Here is a 19,528-nt window from a genome sequence, read left to right on the forward strand (position 1 = left end):
AGGTCCTCTGTGAGCGACGCGCAGGCGTGCCGCTTGAGCCACCGGGTTGCGACCCGGCGGGTGGTTGTGTCTGAAGGGCTTCTCGTATATACTTTAAGTAAGTTACCTATGGTATATAAAAATGTCAAGCACCCATGATAACAATCGGACCGCCGTGAAGCGCGTTCGTTTGAACCGCGATGATCGGCTTCGCCAGCTCCTCGATGTGGCGTGGCGGCTTGCGCGCGAGGAAGGCACCGATGCGCTGACCTTGCCGCGCTTGGCGACTGAGGCGGGCGTCACCAAACCGGTGATCTACGATCACTTCGGCACGCGCAATGGTCTGCTCACCGCGCTCTATCAGGATTTCGATGCGCGGCAGACGGCGGTGATCGACGCAGCACTGGAGTCCTGCGAAGCGACTTTGGAAGGAACGGGGCGGGTCATCGCGTCGTCCTATGTCGAGTGTATTCTGGCTCAAGGCAACGAGATCCCCGGCGTGCTGGCCGGGCTTGCCGGTTCGCCTGAACTGGAGGCAGTGAAGCGCGACTATCAACAGGCATTCATCGAGAAATGCCGGAAGGCTCTGGGCCCGTTCACTGGATCAAAGCGCATATTGCCACCCGGCTTTTGGGCGATGCTGGGTGCTGCCGACGCCTTGTCCCATGCCGCCGCAACCGGGGAGATCACGGTGGAAGAGGCAAAAGCCGAGCTCTATGAGATCATCGTGGCAATGGTCGGTAGAAGCCGCCAACCAAATTGATGTTCTCATGGATGGCCGGCACGCTCGATGGGAGAGGATCAATCATTCTATCTGTCAAGTGACTACAGAACATGGAATGAACCCCCAGCGTCGTGTACCTTCAATTACTGAAACGTCAAAAGAGAGCGAGGGGTCAGTTCCATGATTGTTGTGATCTCGGTTTGCGAGAACCCCCGTTCCCGCATGAGCGGGATCACATTCGCGAATATATGCGCGAAGCCATGGCCACCAAACCGGGCATCGAACACCATCTCCTGCGTCTCGCGCGGATAAGCTCGCACGAACAGCATCCGGCTGTGGCAAAGACGTACATGCGCGACCTTCACCGTGGTCGTCACACCGCCCAGAACAACGATCTCGTGGCTCCAGTCGAACTGGTAGGCTTCGCCCGGTGCAAAGCTTAGCGGTACATAGGCAGCAACGGAGGTGCTGCCCCGCTTCTCTTTCCAGGCCTGTGCATGCCGCCAGACCGAGCTGTAGCTGCCCTCATAGCCAAGGCCCTGAAGCTCCTCAAAAATCCGCACAAGTGCCAGTCGTTCGCGCGATGCTTCGCCGCATTGGCTGACAGCAACCCCTCCAACTCATCCCGCCAGGCACACATGCTTGGCATAGGCTGACGCTTGCGCTCATAACGAAACTCCGTTGCCTCCTAGCGCACGACTTTGCGCGAGACATTCAACTCGCGGCAAATCGACCTGATAGGCTTCCCATGGACAAAATAGGCACGGCGTATCTTCGCGATCGTTTCCAAAACCAACATCCAAAAACAAGTGCCTCCGATGATAATCGGAGGCAGTCTGATGCCCCTCTGTCTAAGGGGTCCCTTTTGGGCTCTGACTCAATCTCGCTGCATGCGAGGGATGAAGTCGCCTGATTTCGAGAGGGAATCAGCGCGATGGAACGGAGATTTGATTCGGCGAGATTGGCGCCGACGGGGTTCGTTGTTGAGCATGCCAAGATCTGCATGGATTGCGTATTTCTTGACGTTCGGTCTGCGGCTGTTTCGGCAACGTGCCCGTGCTGCGGGACCAATTCACGCCGGGTTCAGAGCCGATATCTGCGGCAAGCCGCCGATCTGCCGATTGCCGGCCACCATGTAGTCCTTAAGGTGACGGTTCGTCGTTTCTGGTGCGAGGCCGTTCTTTGTCGCCGTCGTATTTTTGCTGAGCGCTTTGGCGACGATGTGTTGGCTCCGTTGTCACGACGGACCGGACGCCTCGAGACCATCGTTCATCATCTTGGTCTGGCGTTGGGTGGCCGGCCGGCCGCAGCTTTTGCCGATCGCCTGATGATGCCGGTGAGTAATGATACACCGTTACGTGTCGTGCGCCGACGGTCTGAACAGCCGCGCGATGAGCTTTCCATCATCGGCATCGACGACTTCGCCTTCCGGCGCGGCCAGCGATACGGGACGATTGTCTGCGATCTTGAGCGACGTAAACCAGTGACCCTGCTGCCTGATCGCGAGCAGGCGACATCGCAGGCATGGCTCACGGGCCATCACAATCGTCGCGCGGGATCGGGGTGGCGGCTATGGCGAAGCGATCGCCAAGGCGCTCCCTCACGCTGATCAGGTGGCCGACCGCTGGCATCTCATGGAAAACGCCAGTCGCGCCTTTCTCGACGCGGTTTGCAAATCCATGCGTCAGATCCGACGGGCGGTCGGTAGTACCATCGTCGATCCGAAGCTTCTAACCTATGCCGAACGGCTGCAATATTACGGATATCTACGCAGGCAGGAGACGAACGAAGCCATTCTGGAATTGTCGAAGCAGGGGCTCCCGATCAAGCAGATCGTTAGGCGTACCGGGCACAGCCGCAAACTCGTGCGCGGTGTTCTGCGAGGTCAGCGCTCCGACGTGTTCCGTGTCCGCCAGAGCTCGCTCGAGGAATGGCTTCCCTGGCTCGACGGCCGTTGGGTGCAGGGCGCGCGTAACGCATCAGCGTTATGGCGCGAAATGCGCGAGAAGGGGTTCCCTGGCCAGATCGGCGTCGTTTCTGAATGGGCGCGGCGCAGACGTTTGGCCGAAAAGGCCGATCAAAGCGCGCTTGCACGCACGCCTTCGGCGCGGAGCATCGCCAGGCTTATGACGCTGGCGCGTGACGACCCGTCCAAATCCGACGCCGTGCTGGTCGCGGCGATCGAGAGCAATGTTCCTGACCTCACAACCGCTCGAACGCTGATCGACGACTTTCAAGCAATGATCCGATCGAAGGCGGCCGCTAAACTGGATAGGTGGCTGACCGACGTGAAGACAAGTCTCGTCGGATCATTCGCGAACGGCGTCGAAAAGGATATCGACGCCGTTCGCAACGCCATCATCTCTCCGTGGTCGAATGGCCAGACTGAAGGCCAAATAACCAAGCTCAAACTCATCAAGCGGCAGATGTACGGCCGAGCCAAGATCGATCTGCTCCGGGCGCAACTTGTCGGTGCAACTTAGGCTGTCGCTGCAGCGAGAGTGAGTCAGAGCCCCTTTTGGATGAAAATTACCCTCAAACGGGGTCCCTATTCCACGAAAAATCACGCCGACGAAGTAAACGCCGCGCTCGCCCGCTCCGATTATCGACACCCCTACCGTGCTGTGCGAGCTCCCCACATCCATGCTTTCTCTCGCTCCTCCAGATTGCGAGAGGAATGTATTTGAGTACAATAATCATTACAATATATCTTGTACTCAGAAATCAATTGGAATGATGCTGCCATGCGGCTTGTAGCTGATTCCGAGATAGTGGGTTTCCGGCTCCCGGTCTCGAAACGCGACACGGTCGGCGAGCAGGGTCTCGAACAGGTCGAACTTCTCGGCATTGGCGTTGCCGACGACGTCGAAGCGATTGAGGTGCTCGGAGGCGAAGTCGGTACTTCCAAACATGACGACGCTAAGATTGTCGCGCACGGGCGCCCCCAGCTCATGATTTGCCCGCTCGAGCATGAACCCTTCCGTGACACCCCAGACGATCAGCGCCGTGAAAGGCAGACTGCCATCCTCCTGGCACTGCTGGGCAAGGGCATTCTGGATGTCGGCGACGCTATATCCGCCGGGCAGCTTGTCGATTTCGATCAGCCATTCTGACCGCGGTGACGGCAAGGACCTGCACAGAAGCAGGTATTCGCGCCGGGCCATGGCAATCTGCCGCGCCTGGTGGGCTGAAGTGAGAAAGGCGATGCGCTCGTGCCCATTGTCACGCAGCACATGAAACGCCACCGAAAGCGCCTCGCGCCAATTCGTCCCGACGGCGTCCGCGTCGATGCCCGTTGCCGAGACACCGTCGATGACAATGCTTCTCACATGCTTGCGAAGTGCGGCGAGAAACTCGATCGAGAGCACCTCGAAATGCACCTGCAGAAGACAGGTCTTGAAGTTTCCGATCTTGCCAAGAACCGAGAGGGCCTGCTCCTCGGTCGAGTAGCCGATCTGCAGAACGCTGATATTTCGCTGCTTCAGCCGCTGCTCGACCTCCTGCAATACATTGCGGGCGATCCGGCTGTCCGAGACACGGTAAAGGACGAGCAGATCCCCTTCCCATGTCTCCCGATCGTCCTCGGATCGGGGGGCGCAGACAATGATGCCGGCACCGGGGCGTGCTCGGATGCGCCCATTCTCGAGATAAGGCTGCAAGGCGCGCTCGACCGTGCGCTGCGCCGTCGAGAAGCGGCGCATCATCTCACAGACGGTCGGCAGATGATCCCCCGGATCGGCCTCGGCGATCCCGATGTCGAGCCATTCGGAAAGGGATTTCAGCTTGGAGGTCGTAGATTTCTGGATTGCCTGAGTATAAACTCAGATCAATGTGCAAATGCGTTCAAGCCGCTTGTTGTCATCCGGCCTCAGCATGCAAACCCGGGAATACGCTCTGCTGCACACAGGTCGCATTACAAGATCTTATACGTCCGGTCCGCACCGGATGGCAAGGAGCCACGGCGCAACCTCAACCAAGCAGCGCGCCCAGGCGTGGCACCGCTGAGGCCCTCCCGCTGAAATAGACGAAATCTAGGACGTTCATCCTCTGCCAGATGGACTGCGGGTTTTCAGCTTCACTGAGAAGACCGCAACATCAAACTCTGGGGTCAAACACCTAGGCCGGCTCACCGGTCCGCGGAAACGCTGCCCCTCTCCATCCCCTTGTTTTGCCGCCGCATCGGGCGGCACGCGGTCCAGATTTCAGGAAAACATCATCTTCCGGCGATATTCGCCGGGAGAGCAACCGACCTGCTGCTTGAACAGGCGCGAGAAGTGAGCGACGTCGCCGAAGCCACGTCTGAAGCAGATCTCAGCAATGGACATCTTCGTTCCCGGCGCACGCAGGTCCGCCTTCACCCCCTCAATACGCAGGTCGCGCACCCATTGGCCGAGCGTGCGCTCGGTATCGCGGAAGAGCTCATGCAGATAACGCACGGAGATGCCGCAGCAGCGCGAAATCAGATCGGGATCGAGTTCTCGCCGGTGAAGATTGGCGCGGACGAAATGTTCCACACGGCTCAGATGCGCCGCGCGCACGGACGACCCGCCCGAGGTGAGCGTGCGTTCGTCCGCATGGATCGACAGCGCCAGGAGATCGACCAGTTGCAATCCCACCGCAGCACGGGCTTGCTCGTTCATCGCCTCAAAGCGCTGGGGGATGTGATGAAGCATATCCACGAACAGGCCGGAGATGCCACCACGTGCCGTAAACTGCATGCCGCAGAAGCGGTCGGGCGAGCGGATGCGGCCGCCAAGCGCGGAAGCCTCGACCTTCATCACCCAAAGGTCGGCGCACTCGCCATAGCTGAACTCATAGGGTTCATGGCTGCGCTCGATGATGTAGCCGCCCGGCTTGCAATAAACCTCGCGCCCCGACTGGGAGAAAAAGACCTCCGTTTTCATCGGTATGGTGATGAGGAGGTGCTCCTGCTCGTCGCAGGTGAGATGGTGGGGATGACGGTGATAGGAAAGCGCCTCGGAGCGCAGGCGTGACAACGACACGCCGCCCAGCGACCACTCCTCCAGCCGACCGCCGAACCGATCCGGCTCCCGGAAATGCAGGTCGAGAGGGAAATAGGCCTGCGCTATCGCGCTGTGCCAATGCACACTGCGATTTGCGGGATCAACTCCGCTTGTCGATATCAGCGTCCTCATCCGGCAATCTCCTCATCGCAGGATAGGATAGAAAAAGCCGGCGCACAAACGCGGTGCCGGCCCGGTGCACTGGGCGACAATATATCCCGCACTGACGCGCAAAGACATGCGCGGCTTCCCGTTCCTACTGTTGCCAAGGAACAAAAAACAAACAGGAACGACATGGAGGAGGCTCGTGCCCGCACGGCGGATTCCATGCGTCCGCGAAAGGCATGAGGATGGAACAGATCGTCAAGAAACAGAAGCAGGCATCGGGAAGCGGCGTGGACCCGATCACGCTTTCCGTGGTGCGCGGAATTCTCGAAACCACACAGCGCGAGATGACGCTTTCACTGGAGAAGACGGCGCGCTCCAGCGTCTTCAACCTGGCCCATGACTATTCGACGGCGCTCTTCAACGCGACGCCCGAAATGATCCTGCAGGGGCAGGACATCCCGATCCATCTGGGGTCGCTCATTCCGGCGATGAAGGTCGTGTCGGCCTATTTCGGCGACGACATCCATGAGGGCGACCTGATCCTGCACAACGACCCCGCCTATGGCGGTAGCCACGCCATCGACACATGCATGTACAAGCCCGTCTTCTATAAGGGCGAGCTTGTCTACTGGACGGTCTGCAAAGGGCATTTGACGGATATCGGCGGACCGGTCCCGGCCGGCTACAATCCCGATGCCAAGGAAATCTACGCCGAATGCCTGCGCATTCCACCGGTCAAGATCTGGGACAGAGGCAAACCGCGCAACGACGTGCTCAACCTGCTTCTGACCAATATGCGCGCGCGCCGCGACCAAGAGGGCGATTTCAACGCGCTGATCGGCGCCTGCCAGGTGGGTGAACGCAATCTCATCCGGATGCTCGACAAATACGGCAAGGAGCAGGTGGACACCTGTATCGAGGAACTTCTGGTGATGGCGGAGCGGCAGATGCGCACGCTGATCCGCTCCGTGCCCGACGGGACTTATGAAGGCACGGCCGTTCTGGAGGATGCCGGGCACGGCTTCGGCGATTTCGACATCACGGCGAAAGTCACCATCAAGGAAGACAATTGCCATATCGAGATTTCGAGCCCGCCGCAGGTGCCCTATTTCATCAATTCCTACGAGGGAAATTCCTATTCGGGCGTCTATCTCGGCCTGATGATGTTCGCCCAGCTTCCGCCGCCCTACAATGAAGGGCTCTATCGCTGCGTAAGCGTGAATATGGGACCGAAGGGCACGCTGTGCAACGCCAAGGAACCGGCGCCGCACATGAACTGCACGACAACGCCCATGGAAACCCTGACCGACGCGGTGCGCCTTGCCTTCGAAAAGGCCATGCCCTCGAAGGTCGCCGCCTCATGGGGGCACGCCAACGGCCTCAATATCGCCGGCTGGGACAGGCGCCACGACGAGGAATATGTGACGATGGTGCTCGCCACCATCATTTCGGGTGCCGGCGCGACGCCGCAACAGGACGGCTGGCACGCCTGCGGACCCGAATGCTGTTTCGGCGCACTGACCTCTGGCGACGTGGAACTGCTCGAACATTCCTATCCTATCGTCATCCATCGTTATTCGCTGATGACCGACAGCGGCGGTGCGGGACTCTACCGCGGCGGGTCCGGAACGGCCTGGGAGGTGGAGCCGCTCGATGGCGACATGACCTTCATCATGTTCGGCGAAGGACGCCGCATTCCCGCACTTGGGGCAGCCGGTGCGGAATCGGAAATGGCCGAAACCAAGGTCGGGCGGCTCGAACTCAAGCGCGACGGCAAGGTTGAGACCATCCGAAACAACACGATCGGCGTCATCAAGCCGGGCGAGACCGTGACCAATATGAACCCGGGCGGCGGCGGCTATGGAGACCCCAGGAAGCGGCCGGTCGAGAAGGTGGCCGCCGACATCAGGCTGGGGCTCGTCTCGCTGGAGGGCGCCCGGCGCGACTACGGTGTCGTTATCGAGGACGAAAAGTCACTGAAGGTCGATCTGGAAGCGACGCGCAAGCTGCGCGCGGCCTGATCCCTTCCCCCATTTCAAGGACAAGAACATGAACAGCAAATACAGGCTCGGCATCGACGCCGGCGGCACCTTCACAGATTTCGTTCTGGCGGAACAGGCTGGCGGAAGCCGGCTCTACAAGACGCTTTCCACGCCCGCAGACCCGACGCTTGCCATCCGCAACGGGCTGGCGCTGATCGCCGAGGATTTGGATGTGGCGCTGGAGGAGATCATCCCCAATTGCGACCTGTGCATCAACGGCACGACAGTCGGCCTCAACGCGCTGATCCAGCACAAGGGCGCGCGCACCGGGCTGATCTGCACGGCGGGACACGAGGATTCCATCGAGATCCGCAACGGCCACAAGGAAGACGGGTATCGCTATGACGCGGAATATCCGCCGGCGGTGATGCTGGTGCCGCGCAATCTGCGCAAAGGCGTGCGCGAACGCGTCCTGTCGAACGGCACTGTGCGCACGCCCATGGAAGAGGAAGATGTGCGGGCGGCCTGCCGGGACTTCATTGAAGAAGGGATCGAGACGATCGCGATCTCCTTCGTCTGGTCGGTCCTCCACCCGGATCATGAAAGGCGAGCAGCGGAGATCGTACGCGAGATGATGCCCGATGCGCTCGTCACCATCGGCTCGGAACTCTATCCGCAGGTGCGCGAATACACCCGCACCTCCACGGCCATCACCAATGCCTATCTGGCGCCGATCCTGAAAAACTACGTGACTGCGGTCGACGCCTATTTCCGTTCGCTCGGCGCCAGGGCGCCGGTGCGCTATTTCCAGTCCAACGGAGGGCTCGCCACGGGCGATGTGGTGGCTGACCGTTCAGTCTATGCCATCAATTCGGGTCCAGCCTCCGCGCCGCGCGCCGGCCTGCATGTGACAGAACCGTTCGACGAGAAGAACGTCATCATCGTCGACATGGGGGGCACTTCGTTCGACATCACGCTGACCTATGAAGGCGTTACCAACCTCAACAAGAATATCGATTTCCTGCGCTACCGGATCGGTGTTCCGATGATCCAGGTGGAAACGCTGGGAGCCGGCGGCGGCTCCATCGGCTGGATCGACGATATGGGTCTCCTGCAGATGGGGCCGCAGAGTGCCGGTTCCGACCCGGGACCCGCCTGCTACGGACGGGGCGGGGTGGAGCCGACCACGACGGATGTGAACCTGGTGCTCGGCTATCTCAACCCGGACGGGCTTGTCGGCGGGCGGCTGCCGCTCGACAAGACCAACGCAGAGAATGCCATCCGCGGCAGGATCGCCGAGCCTCTCGGGCTCAGCCTGGAGAAGGCCGCCTATGGCATGTTCACCATCGTCAATGCCAACATGGTCAACGGCATCCGCCGCGTCTCCATCGAACGCGGCTACGATCCGCGCGACTTTGTGCTGGTTTGCGCCGGCGGGGCGACCGGTGCCCATATCACGGCCATTGCACGCGAAATGGGTATCGACCGCATCATCGTGCCGAAGCTCGCCTCGGGCCTGTGTGCCTTCGGGCAGATTATCTCCGATGTGAAATACAATCACATGGCCACCTGCCCCGTGCGCCTCGACAATGAGGAGGCTTATGAGCGGGTGAATGCCCTTTTCCGCCAGATCGAACAGGAAGGCCGCGAGCACCTCCACAAGGACGGTTTTGCCGATGACCGCATCCGCATCACGCGCAGCCTCGAAATGCGCTATGTGGGACAGGTGCATGAATGCACGGTGGATGTGGAAACATTCGACATCGACGCGCAGACCGTCGAACAGTTGAAGGACGCCTTCCACCGCCGGCACAAGCAGCTCTACACCTACAGCGAACCGAAGAATACGGTCGAGGTGGTGAATATCGAGAGCACGCTCTACGGCATCGTCGACAAGCCCAGCGACGCCCGCCTTTCCTCAGGCGGCGGAGCGGACAGCGCACTCAAGGGCACCCGCATGGCAATCTTCTCGCGCGAGGGGGAGCATACCCGCACCCCGATTTATGACGGGCGCAAGCTCGGCGCCGGGGACCGTATCGAGGGGCCGGCCATCATTGAGGAGGTGACGACGACGATCGTGGTGGAACCCGGCTGGACGGCGGAGCTGCACGAAAGCGGCTCCTACGTGATCTCGGCGAAGCGATAGGGCGGAGCAGCGTTTCCGCGAAAGGATGAAGCGATAGGGGGCGCCGGCCCCTCACTCCGGTGCCGTGGGGTGCGAAGGGCGCCGGGCACCTCGGGCAAAAGGTGTGGCTCAGCCCGAATGCCCACCCGCCGCGCTCTCGAATTCGCGGCGGAAGTCCTCGAGCCCCGCACCGCGCCCCAACAGGACCGACGCCAGGATGCGGGCTTTCAGGCCGCTGAGATCGCCGGAGAAGATCACGCCGGCATCCGCGAGATCCTTGCCGCCGCTGCCGCCTCCATAAATAGGTCGGGTGCGCCCCTCGTGACAACGCGAGGCGATAATGACGGGAATGCCGTTCTCGACGATGGGGCTATCGCCTCGGCAAAACCGTTCGGCGCATTGCCGCGCCCGAACGCCTCCACGACGATGGCACGCGCGCCCTGTTCGACCACGAAATTCAGAAAGGCCAGCGAGGAGCCCATGGCGAGCTTCATCAGCTCCACCTCCGGCACAATGCGTTCCACCTTCGCGTGGAAACGTTGCGCGGGGCGGCGGTAGATGAAGACATTCTCACCATCCACCTCGCCCAGCTTGCCATAGGAACTGGAGCGGAAGGTATCGACCCTGGACGTATGCGCCTTGGTCACATCGCGGCCGGCATGAATGTCCTGCTCGAAGACGATCATGGCGCCGATCCCGCGCGCCGCAGGAGAGGCTGCAACGCGCACGGCTTCGGCAATGTTGCGCGGCCCATCCGTATCGGGATCGCCCGCATGGCGCTGTGCACCGGTGAAGACCACCGGCTTGTTACTGCCGACGATGAGGTCGGCCATGTAGCAGCTTTCCTCCATCGTATCGGTTCCGTGGGTGACGACAACACCGTCGCAATCGTCCGAAGCCAGCGCCTCGTCGATGTGCTTGGCCAGCGCAAACGCCAGCGGCAGGTCGAACGCAAAACTGCCGACCGAGCAGAAATCGTCGACAGTGATGCCGATACCTTCGAGGGGATCGTGCAGGCGCGACTTCAGTTCCGCGCCGCTGACATTTGCGACGACCCGGTCGGAGCCTTCCTTGCGGCTGGAGGCGATGGTGCCCCCCGTGGTGATCAGTCTGATGTTGCTCATGTCAGGACGCGTTCCGCAGAAATCCGTTTCTTTCGGTCGGTTCTTTCACCAGCTCGGCCCAGCGGCGAACCAGATAATTGTGTTCGTCCATCGTGGTGTTCCAGAGCGCGATATGCGAAGCGCGGTTCCAGTAGGAGCCGCCGGAGCGGGAAGCGCCGGGCAGGATGGCCGTGTTGCCGTCCGGACCGCACAGGGAGCTGCGCGCCTCCTTGCCGTCATACCAGTAATCCCACTCCTCGGGCTTCAGATGCTCGCGAACCCGCTCGGGCACGGGCATATAATAGCCCTGCCGGGCAACCACGGCGCCTGCCCAGCCGGAAATGAACCAGTTGAGATAGGCATACCCCTGGTCGAGCCGGTGACCTTCCAGATGGCGCGCGAGACAAAGGCCGCCGTGCCAGGCGCGATAGCCCTCGACCGGCACCGCCTGGCGGGTGCGCAGATGCCGGCTCTTGAGCTGCACCGCGCTTGGCGACCACATGCTTGCGATCCAGACATCACCCCGCTCCATCATCAAGGTGGCTTCCTGCGTGGTGCGCCAGAAGGAGGTGAAATGTCCCTTGCGCTTCAGCGACAGGGCAAGATCGATGAGTTGATCGATCTCATCGACGCTCATATTGCCCAGGTCCTTGAAGCTCATCCGGTTGGCCGCGCGCGCGGCAAGCGCGATATCGAAAATGCCGATTGCCGGCTCATCGACGATGGCGACATGGCCTTTCCAACGCGGATGCAGAAGCTCGGCCCAGGAGCGCACCTCCGAATCGACATCGACGCCGGTAGCCGTCTCGTTCACACCGAAGGAATCGAAATTGTGCACCGTCGGCAGCATGGAGATATGCGGCGACGGGGCGGAAGAGAGCGAATTGTCCTGTTGCACATAAAGCCGCGTGACGGGCGCATCGCCTAAGCCGAGCGGCGCCGACGCATTGATGCAGCCCTTCGTGGTAAGATCGTTGACCTCGCTCCAGAGCTCGATACGCTCGAGATCGATCTTCTGAACCGCGCGCCAGTGCCAGACGATATCGAGGTTGTGGAAGCACTGATCGTAGACGTCGTAGCGCTCAGGCTCGGTCGCGGCAATGCGTTGCGCGGTCACGAAATCATGCTGCTCGAAGATCAGTTCGAACCCGAGGTCGCGCTCGGCACGCTCCTGAAGCTGGCGATAGGGGGTGATCTCCGTGCACAGGACGCGGAGCGGCTGGGGCTTGCGCACATGCACTTGAGGAGCAGCCGGCCTAGTCACGCGCGGCCCCTAACTCGCCCTACGAAGGGGGAGCGTGCCACCCTGAGCAAGCACCTTTTCCGACAGGCGATTGAATACATGAAACGACTCTTCGATGCGCGCCGGGTCCAGCCCGTCGACGATGAACACGATGCGTGACTGGCGGCGACGATCCGGCCAGGCGGACATATGAACCGGCGGGTGGACCAGACGCTGCACGCCGTGAATCGCCACCGGACGCTCCTCCCCTTCGATATCAAGGATGCCCTTGACGCGGAAGACCCGGTCGCCATGGCGATTGAGCAGCATGGTCAGCCACATGCCGAAGCCCGTCCAGTCGATCCGTTCCTCGATCACCATGGAAAAGGAGCGCACGGAGGAATGGGCGTGGCCATGATTCCCCTCTTCCTCATGATGGTGATGATGAACGGGTGCTGCGAATTCTTCGGAGAGAGAAAGCGCCTCGCTCAGCCATTCCTCGCTGCGTTCGGCTGAAGCATCGACGAGAAAATCGTCGGCACTCGCCTCCTGCGCGATCACCCGGCGCGCGGATGGATTGAGCCGGTTCAGTTTTTCCAGCAATGCGTCGGTATCGGCCGCCTCGCTCATATCGGTTTTGGTGATGACGATCACATCCGCCGCTCCCACCTGCCGCACGGCCTCCAGCCGTTCGTCGATCTGGCGGGAACCGTTCACCGCATCCACCGTGACCACGACATTTGCGATTGCAAAATGGCTGCGCAGAACCGGGTGCGACTGGATGGTGGAGAGCGCGGGAAACGGATCGGCCAGTCCCGTCGTCTCAATGACCACGCGGTCGAACCAGGGGATTTCACCCCGGCCGCGCTGGGAATCGAGCTTTTGCAGCGCATCGGCGACTTCGCCGCGCACCGTGCAGCACAGGCAACCCGATTTGAGCAGAACGACATTGTCATCGATGCGGTCAAGCAGGTGATGATCGAGGCCCACCTCGCCGAACTCGTTGATCAGCACGGCGGCATTCGCCATGGCTGGATCGGCAAGGAGGCGCTGGAGAAGCGTCGTCTTGCCCGAACCCAGAAAGCCGGTGAGAAAGTTGACGGGTGTCAGATTGGCCGAGCGCGGTTCAGCGGTCATGGCGCTGCCTCAATGCGCTGTTTCAGCCGTTCCAGAAAATCGGGGTCGAGCGGATCGAGCGCGCGCGCCGTCATGGCCTCGACCTCTGGCCACAGATGGGCGAGGCTCTCGAAAACCTGGGTCCGGCCCGTCGGGCTCGACAGCACATAGGACGCGCCTTGCCATTCAGCGATCTTCAGCCGACTGGGCTCAAGCAGCGCATTGGCAAGCCTGATGCGGTTGGCGGCCTCGCGCCGGCGAGCGAGCCGGTCGGTATTGCGTGTATAGATCCCAGGTCGCGCGATGGCGCTGGTCCAGTGATCGTCGCATCCAAGAACGCCGCAAAGAGAACACATGGGTTTCCTCCCGGAAGGAGCGGGGCGGCGAACCGCCCCGGCCCGCCTATTTTTTACGCGGATTGCGCTTGGCGAAATCATCCGCCATCTCGTCCATCGTCACGAAACGGACACCCTCATGCGACTTCATGTGCTCGTAGAGGCGTTCCAGCATCAGGAGCACCTGCGGGCGGCCCGAAACATCCGGATGGATGGTGATGGGGAAGACCGCATAGTCCATTTCGCGGTAAACCCAGTCGAACTGATCGCGCCACATCTCCTCCAGATGGCGAGGATTCACGAAGCCGTGGCTGTTCGGCGACTTCTTGATGAACATCATGGGCGGAAGGTCATCGAGATACCAGTTGGCCGGAATCTCGATCAATCAGTCTCCACTCCTCGTTCGAGCGGCTTCATCCAGTCCGAGGGCCTGGCGGAATAGTCGATCTTGGTCCACTTGTCGCCAACCCGCACATAGTAGGGCGTGAAATCGTTGTGCATCAGCGAGTGGTCGTATTTGATTCCCTTCTTCAAGAGCAGTTCGTTGGTGACGTTCGAGAACTCCCACCAGGGCGCCACGTAGCCGGTCGGGCGCTTGCCCGAGAGGCTGGTGATGAGGTCGATTGCCTTGTCGAGCACCTCTTCTTCCTGCTCCTGTGTCATGGCGATCGGATTTTCATGCTATAGCCATGGATGCCGATCTCGTGGCCCGCATCGGCCACAGCCTTCATCTGTTCGGGGAAGGTTTCCACGGAGTGGCCGGGGATGAACCAGGTGGTGCGCAGACCCAGGCGGTCGAATAGTTTCAACAGGCGCGGCGAACCGACTTCGCCGGCAAACATTCCGCGCGAAATATCGTCGGGAGAATCCTCGCCGCCGTAGGAACCGAGCCAGCCCGCGACGGCGTCGACATCGATGCCGAAGCCGACCAGAATCTCTTTTGCCATTTTCAAATCTCCCTTGTTGCGGTTTCTGCGGGGCCGGACGACCCCTTCTGTTTTAGCCCCGGGCGACCAGCGTCACGCGGTCGGAGGGACAATCGACGATGACGGCATCGCCTATGGCGAGCCGCATCAGGGCCTCATTGTCGGTACCGGTCTGGACGTCGACACTCTGCCGGCCATCGAGATCGACCTTGAAATGGCCGACACTGCCGACGGCGTGCTTCATGGAGACCGTGCCATACAGCCTGTTTTCGCCCTCTGCGGCAGAAGAATTAGCCGGCTGTATTCGCATCGCCTCGGCGGGGATCGCCACCAGTGCGGCAGCGCCAGGTGCAAGCGATTGCGAACGGCGGCCATGCATGCGGCCGAAGACGGTATCGACAAAGGCCGCATCCCCATCGAACGACAGATTCGAGCCTTCGATGATGGCGTTGGAGCCGATGAAGCGCGCGACGAATTCGGTGGCGGGCGAAGCGTAGACCTCATGCGGCGTGCCGATCTGCTCAACGCGTCCCCTGTTCATGACGACGATGCGGTCCGACAGGCCGAGCGCTTCGGATTGCGCATGCGTGACGAAGACGAATGTGATGCCCAGTTCGCGCTGCAGCAGCTTCAATTCGTTCTGGATAACACGGCGCAGGTTTGCATCCAGCGCACCCAGCGGTTCGTCGAGCAGCAGGATGTCCGGCTCGACCACGAGGCCGCGGGCAAGCGCGATCCGCTGGCGCTGGCCACCCGAGAGCCTGTCGGCCTTGCGGTCGGCGAAGTCGCTCAGGCCGAACATCTCCATGATGCGGTCGACCTTGGCCTTCTTCTCTCCCGAAGAGAGCCCTTTCACATCCAGCCCGAAACCGATGTTCTGGCGCACTGTCATATGCGGGAAGAGCGCATAATTCTGGAAGATCATCGAGGTGGGACGCTTTTCCGGCGGTATGGCCGAAACATTCTTTCCCTTGATGAGGATATCGCCGTTCGAAATATCCTCGAAGCCGGCAATCATGCGCAGCGTCGTGGACTTGCCGCAGCCCGAAGGGCCAAGAAAGGCGACAAATTCGCCCGGCTGCACCGCCAGGTCGAAGTCTGACACGGCAACGGTGCCGTCCGGATAGGTCTTGCCGACGCCTATGAGTTCAAGATCGTTCATGCCTCAGTCCGATGCTCTTGCCGGAGGGGTTTGCCGCGCCGGAACAGCCAGGGGCGTTCCGGCGCGGCGGTTTCACGTCAGGCGTTCAGGAATTCGTCCCAGCGCTGGATCAGGTGGTCGTATTCGTCCGGCCACTGGTGCCAGTAAGCCACGTTGGCCGCACGCTCCTCCAGCGACCCGCCATCGCGCAGATCGCCTTCGTTGATGCCGCGTTCGGGCGCGCCGACCCAGGGCTTGCCCTCGTACCAGAAGGCGTATTTGTCCGGGTCCATCACATTCTTGATGTTGGTGCTCGGCGAATAGTAACCCTGCTCCGTAACAGCGATGGCCGGCGGGCCGGAGAGCCAGAAATTGGCGTAGGCGATCACCGCCTCGCGGTTCTGCGAACCGGCAATGAGCGATGGGCCGATCGTCCAGCCGCGCGTGCCTTCCTTCGGTGTCGCATATTTGGCGGGACGGCCCTGCGCCTTCACCGCCATGACCGCCGGCTGCCAGGCATCGGAGACAACCATTTCGCCCGAGGCCATCAGGTTGACCAGTTCTCCGAAATCGCCCCACAGGGCGCGGAACTGACCCGCCTTCTTCTTTGAAATCAGGAAGGCGGTCGCCTCGTCGATCTCCTCGACCGTCGGGTTGCCCGGATTCTTGCTTCAAGTTCGCCAAGCGTGTTCATTGCGATGATGGCCTGGCCGATAGCGATCAGCGGATCGACGTTTAGGCCCGAACGGCCGCGCCATTTGTCGTCGAAGAGCGCCGTCCAGCTGTTGGCTTCCTCTTCGCTGACCACGTCCGGATTGTAGCCGATGGAATCGTAGTTATAGACCGCCGGTACCATGTAGAGCTTCGTCTGCTCGTCGTCGGCCCAGATCTGACCGACGATCTGTGCGCGGCGCTCCCACTTGTCGCTCTCCTTGGTGAAGGTATCGCGGATGGAATTCCAGTTCGGGATTTCAGCCGTCGGGATCGGTTCCACATTGTTCGTGGCGATGATGGCCGGCAAACGCTCGGCGATCACTTCCCAGCAATCATAGTCGCCGGCGCCCGAGAGAATGCGCGTTTGACTGTCTGGGAAAGTGGAGGCGGTTCCGGAAACGGACCCAACCCCGCTCTCGGATTTGAACATGTCGAGAATGCGGTCCTGCACGGTAACCGACAGGCCTATCGTGCGGAGCTGCTGGTCGGCCAGCGATTGCGCAAAAGCGGCCTGCGAGCGCAGGAACGGTGAAAGGCCGCCCATCGCCAGAGCTGCGGCGCCAGCGCCTCCCTTTAACATTGTGCGTCTGTTCAGCATCGGGTGTCTTTTCATTTTTCAGTTCCCATTTTTGTTTGCCCAGTATTTTCAGTAACGGCCCACGAGCAGGCCGCCATCCACCGTCAGCACCTGCCCCGTGAGGTAGCGTGCCGCAGGCGAAGCCAGGAAATGGATGACGTCGGCGATGTCTTCCGGTTCGCCCAACCGGCCCATGGGGATGAAGGCAGACGCCTTTTCGGCGCCTTCAGGCCCAAGTGAGTGCTTTTCGGAGAGAAGCTGCGCGGTACGGATATAGCCCGGCGCAACGCCATTGACGCGGATGCCCTGCGCGGCGAGTTCCACTGCAAGACCGCGCACAAGCCCCACCACGCCGGATTTGGCGGCAGAGTAATGCACATGCTCATCCCAGCCATAGGCAACGCCCATGATGGAGGAGAGGCAGACAATCGCCCCCGCGCCCGCCTCGCGCATGGCGGGCACAGCCGGGCGAATGACGCGCAGCATGCCCTTCAGATCGATATCGAAGGTCTGGTCCCACTTCTCGTCGCTCAATTCGCCAAGCGGCACTCGATGGGCAATGCCGGCATTCGCCACGATCACATCGATATGACCATGCTCCTCGTTGAGACGTGCGACCAGCGCATCGGCAGCTTTCGTCGAGCAGACATCGAGCGGTGCGAACTCTGCCGACCAGCCGTCGCCGACGATCTTTTCGGCAAGCACCCTGCCCTCTTTTTCCAGGACATCCGTCACCACCACATGGTCGCCCGCACGGGCAAACGCCTCGCAGGTGGCACGGCCAATGCCGATGCCGCCTCCAGTGACAAGGACAACGCGTTTTCTGGGTTTCGTTCTGGCCATGGCGTGGTGTTCTCCAGTCTTCAAAGCATCACGTCGCCGGAATTCGGACCCAGCGTCTGACCGACGAACAGAGCCCCATCCGGCGAGGCAAGAAATGCTACGGCACCAGCGACTTCCGCCGGCTCGCCGAAACGCCCGAGCGGCAGTTCGGCGGCCTTGACCTTTTTCCAGTCGGATGAGAGCGCTTCGACCAGCGGCGTGTTGATGGGGCCGGGCGCGATGGCATTGACGCGTACGCCCCGTGCGCTCACCTCGCGGGCGAGCGACTTCGTCATGGCGATGATCGCGCCCTTGGCGCCCGCATAGTGAACGAGCTCGACCCCGCCGACCTGCCCTAGCTGCGAGGCGACATTGACGATAACGCCCTCCCCGCGCTCGAGCATGGAAGGCAGGACCGCACGCATCATCAGGAAACTGCCACGCACATGAACGGCGAACATGCGCTCGAACTCGGCGAGCGAAATTTCCGTGAACGCCGCCTGATGGCCGTGGCCGGCATTGTTGACGAGCAGATCGACAGGCCCGAAATGAGCCACGACAGCGCCGATCATCTCGCGGACGGCGTCCTCACTCGAGACATCCGCAGCGAAGGGAGCCGCCTCGCCACCTGAGGCGTTGATCGCATCGGCCGTGCAGGCACTTGCCTCGGCCGACAGGTCGTTGACCGCGACGCGGTAGCCTTCCTGCGCCAGACGTTCGGCGATGGCCGCTCCGATACCCGACCCCGCGCCGGTGACCAGCGCGACCTTTTTCGGGGCGGTGATCATTCGGCCTCCTCCTGTCCCTTGAAGGACTGGGCAGAGCGAACCGCTCTAAGCATCAGCAGCGCGTAGATGAGCAGGAGCGTGAAGGAGAAGAGTGTCGTGAGAACGCCGAAGGCGAAGATATTCGGATAGATCTCGACCGAGAAGGTTCCATAAATCGTCAGCGGCAGGGTCAGATCGCGGCCGGAGGTGAAGAGCGTGCGCGAGAACTCATCATAGGAAAGCGTGAAGGAGAACAGCATCGCCGATAGAACGCCCGGGAAGATCATCGGGAACGTGACCCGCCGGAAGGTCTGCACTGGCGAGACGCCGAGCGAAAGCGAGGCCTCTTCCACGCTGCGGTCGAAGCGATTGAAGATCGCAAGCATCACCAGGAAGGCAAAGGGGAATGTGTAGACAACATGGAGGACGAAGGCCGTGCCCCACCAACTGCGGTCGATGCCCAGCATGTTGGTGAGCAACGCCATGCCGAGGCCGACAAGCACCCCCGGCACGATCATGCCCAGGATCACGAGGTAGAACACAACGCCGGATGCCTTGAAGCGGGCGCGGAAGCCTTGTGCGGTCATGACGCCGAGCACGGTGGAGACGACCGTCGTCATCAGCGCGAGTGTCAGCGAGCGCAGAAGCTGTCGCCGATGGGCAGACGCGAGATGCGCCCGGGCGGCGTCATGCCGAGCAGATGCTGGTACCAATAGGTCGACCATTCGATGATCGGGAACTGCGGGCCGCCTCCCGGTCCCTGAAAGGACAGGATCGCCAGGATGATCATCGGCCCGTAGAGGAAGAGGATGAAGACGGCGCAATAGACGCCGAGCACGGGTTTGAGAGCGCGCGCTTCCATG

14 protein-coding genes and 5 pseudogenes are annotated in these 19,528 nt (G+C 61.2%); 4 read left to right on the top strand and 15 right to left on the bottom strand.

The window, feature by feature from the left end; all coding sequences use genetic code 11:
• Positions 1 to 121: 121 nt before the first annotated feature.
• Entirely contained in the window at positions 122 to 742 is a 621-nt protein-coding gene (locus JCM21793_RS01625; protein ID WP_025029264.1) for a TetR/AcrR family transcriptional regulator, read from the top strand.
• Between the two features lie 104 nt (positions 743 to 846).
• On the opposite strand, the gene JCM21793_RS31680 is transcribed toward JCM21793_RS01625, so the two are convergent.
• Together JCM21793_RS31680 and JCM21793_RS28525 are read right to left on the bottom strand one after the other, a co-directional pair.
• Entirely contained in the window at positions 847 to 993 is a 147-nt protein-coding gene (locus JCM21793_RS31680; RefSeq protein WP_502685570.1) for a phosphotriesterase family protein, read from the bottom strand.
• Positions 979 to 1,502 (bottom strand): annotated as a pseudogene (locus JCM21793_RS28525) (IS21 family transposase); the annotation flags it as partial. The gene JCM21793_RS31680 and the pseudogene JCM21793_RS28525, both read right to left, overlap by 15 nt.
• Positions 1,503 to 1,637: 135 nt before the next feature.
• On the opposite strand from JCM21793_RS28525, the pseudogene JCM21793_RS28530 reads away from it, so the two are divergent.
• A pseudogene (locus JCM21793_RS28530) lies at positions 1,638 to 3,186 on the top strand (ISL3 family transposase).
• Positions 3,187 to 3,420: 234 nt separating this feature from the next.
• On the opposite strand, the gene JCM21793_RS01645 reads toward JCM21793_RS28530, so the two are convergent.
• Both JCM21793_RS01645 and JCM21793_RS01650 read right to left on the bottom strand, forming a co-directional pair.
• On the bottom strand, positions 3,421 to 4,407 hold the full coding sequence (locus JCM21793_RS01645) for a type 1 periplasmic-binding domain-containing protein (protein ID WP_025029267.1): 987 nt from the start codon (positions 4,405 to 4,407) through the stop codon (positions 3,421 to 3,423).
• Between the two features lie 498 nt (positions 4,408 to 4,905).
• Positions 4,906 to 5,859, bottom strand: coding sequence for an AraC-like ligand-binding domain-containing protein (locus JCM21793_RS01650; protein WP_025029268.1), 954 nt, complete (start codon positions 5,857 to 5,859; stop codon positions 4,906 to 4,908).
• Between the two features lie 218 nt (positions 5,860 to 6,077).
• Between JCM21793_RS01650 and capB the strand changes: the two genes are divergently transcribed.
• A complete protein-coding gene (gene capB / locus JCM21793_RS01655) occupies positions 6,078 to 7,856 on the top strand; it encodes a caprolactamase subunit beta (RefSeq protein ID WP_025029269.1) in 1,779 nt (592 codons plus the stop codon).
• Between the two features lie 28 nt (positions 7,857 to 7,884).
• The gene (capA, locus tag JCM21793_RS01660) at positions 7,885 to 9,963 is read left to right on the top strand and encodes a caprolactamase subunit alpha (RefSeq protein WP_025029270.1); all 2,079 of its coding nucleotides are present in this window, start codon (positions 7,885 to 7,887) and stop codon (positions 9,961 to 9,963) included.
• A gap of 108 nt (positions 9,964 to 10,071) precedes the next feature.
• On the opposite strand, the gene JCM21793_RS29950 is transcribed toward capA, so the two are convergent.
• The 11 genes and pseudogenes from JCM21793_RS29950 to JCM21793_RS23530 all read right to left on the bottom strand — a co-directional run bounded on the left by JCM21793_RS29950 (position 10,072) and on the right by JCM21793_RS23530 (position 19,527).
• The gene (locus tag JCM21793_RS29950) at positions 10,072 to 10,308 is read right to left on the bottom strand and encodes an L-asparaginase family protein (RefSeq protein WP_306306723.1); all 237 of its coding nucleotides are present in this window, start codon (positions 10,306 to 10,308) and stop codon (positions 10,072 to 10,074) included.
• The gene (locus tag JCM21793_RS23515; RefSeq protein ID WP_244439614.1) at positions 10,197 to 11,066 is read right to left on the bottom strand and encodes an asparaginase; all 870 of its coding nucleotides are present in this window, start codon (positions 11,064 to 11,066) and stop codon (positions 10,197 to 10,199) included. The genes JCM21793_RS29950 and JCM21793_RS23515 overlap by 112 nt, the downstream gene beginning before the upstream one ends.
• 1 nt (position 11,067) lies before the next feature.
• Complete coding sequence (locus JCM21793_RS01670; RefSeq protein ID WP_036539314.1) at positions 11,068 to 12,309, bottom strand: ABC transporter substrate-binding protein; 1,242 nt, start codon at positions 12,307 to 12,309, stop codon at positions 11,068 to 11,070.
• Between the two features lie 9 nt (positions 12,310 to 12,318).
• Positions 12,319 to 13,404 (bottom strand): CobW family GTP-binding protein, encoded by a 1,086-nt coding sequence (locus tag JCM21793_RS01675; RefSeq protein WP_025029272.1) that lies wholly within the window; start codon positions 13,402 to 13,404, stop codon positions 12,319 to 12,321.
• Positions 13,401 to 13,739: a hypothetical protein gene (locus JCM21793_RS01680; RefSeq protein WP_025029273.1), complete on the bottom strand. Its 339-nt coding sequence runs from the start codon at positions 13,737 to 13,739 to the stop codon at positions 13,401 to 13,403. Before JCM21793_RS01680 ends, JCM21793_RS01675 begins: the two co-directional genes overlap by 4 nt.
• Positions 13,740 to 13,785: 46 nt before the next feature.
• Positions 13,786 to 14,665, bottom strand: a pseudogene (locus tag JCM21793_RS23520) (polysaccharide deacetylase family protein).
• A gap of 52 nt (positions 14,666 to 14,717) precedes the next feature.
• Positions 14,718 to 15,806 (bottom strand): ABC transporter ATP-binding protein, encoded by a 1,089-nt coding sequence (locus JCM21793_RS01690; RefSeq protein WP_025029274.1) that lies wholly within the window; start codon positions 15,804 to 15,806, stop codon positions 14,718 to 14,720.
• A 77-nt stretch (positions 15,807 to 15,883) separates the two neighbouring features.
• Positions 15,884 to 17,097, bottom strand: a pseudogene (locus JCM21793_RS23525) (ABC transporter substrate-binding protein).
• A gap of 48 nt (positions 17,098 to 17,145) precedes the next feature.
• Entirely contained in the window at positions 17,146 to 17,919 is a 774-nt protein-coding gene (locus JCM21793_RS01700; protein ID WP_025029275.1) for an SDR family NAD(P)-dependent oxidoreductase, read from the bottom strand.
• A gap of 20 nt (positions 17,920 to 17,939) precedes the next feature.
• Positions 17,940 to 18,686: an SDR family NAD(P)-dependent oxidoreductase gene (locus tag JCM21793_RS01705; RefSeq protein ID WP_025029276.1), complete on the bottom strand. Its 747-nt coding sequence runs from the start codon at positions 18,684 to 18,686 to the stop codon at positions 17,940 to 17,942.
• Positions 18,683 to 19,527: pseudogene (locus tag JCM21793_RS23530) on the bottom strand (ABC transporter permease). The gene JCM21793_RS01705 and the pseudogene JCM21793_RS23530 overlap by 4 nt, the downstream one beginning before the upstream one ends.
• Between the last annotated feature and the right edge of the window lies 1 nt (position 19,528).

This window comes from Nitratireductor aquibiodomus NL21 = JCM 21793, from assembly GCF_000615975.1.
In the GTDB taxonomy this organism is placed as follows: domain Bacteria; phylum Pseudomonadota; class Alphaproteobacteria; order Rhizobiales; family Rhizobiaceae; genus Nitratireductor; species Nitratireductor aquibiodomus.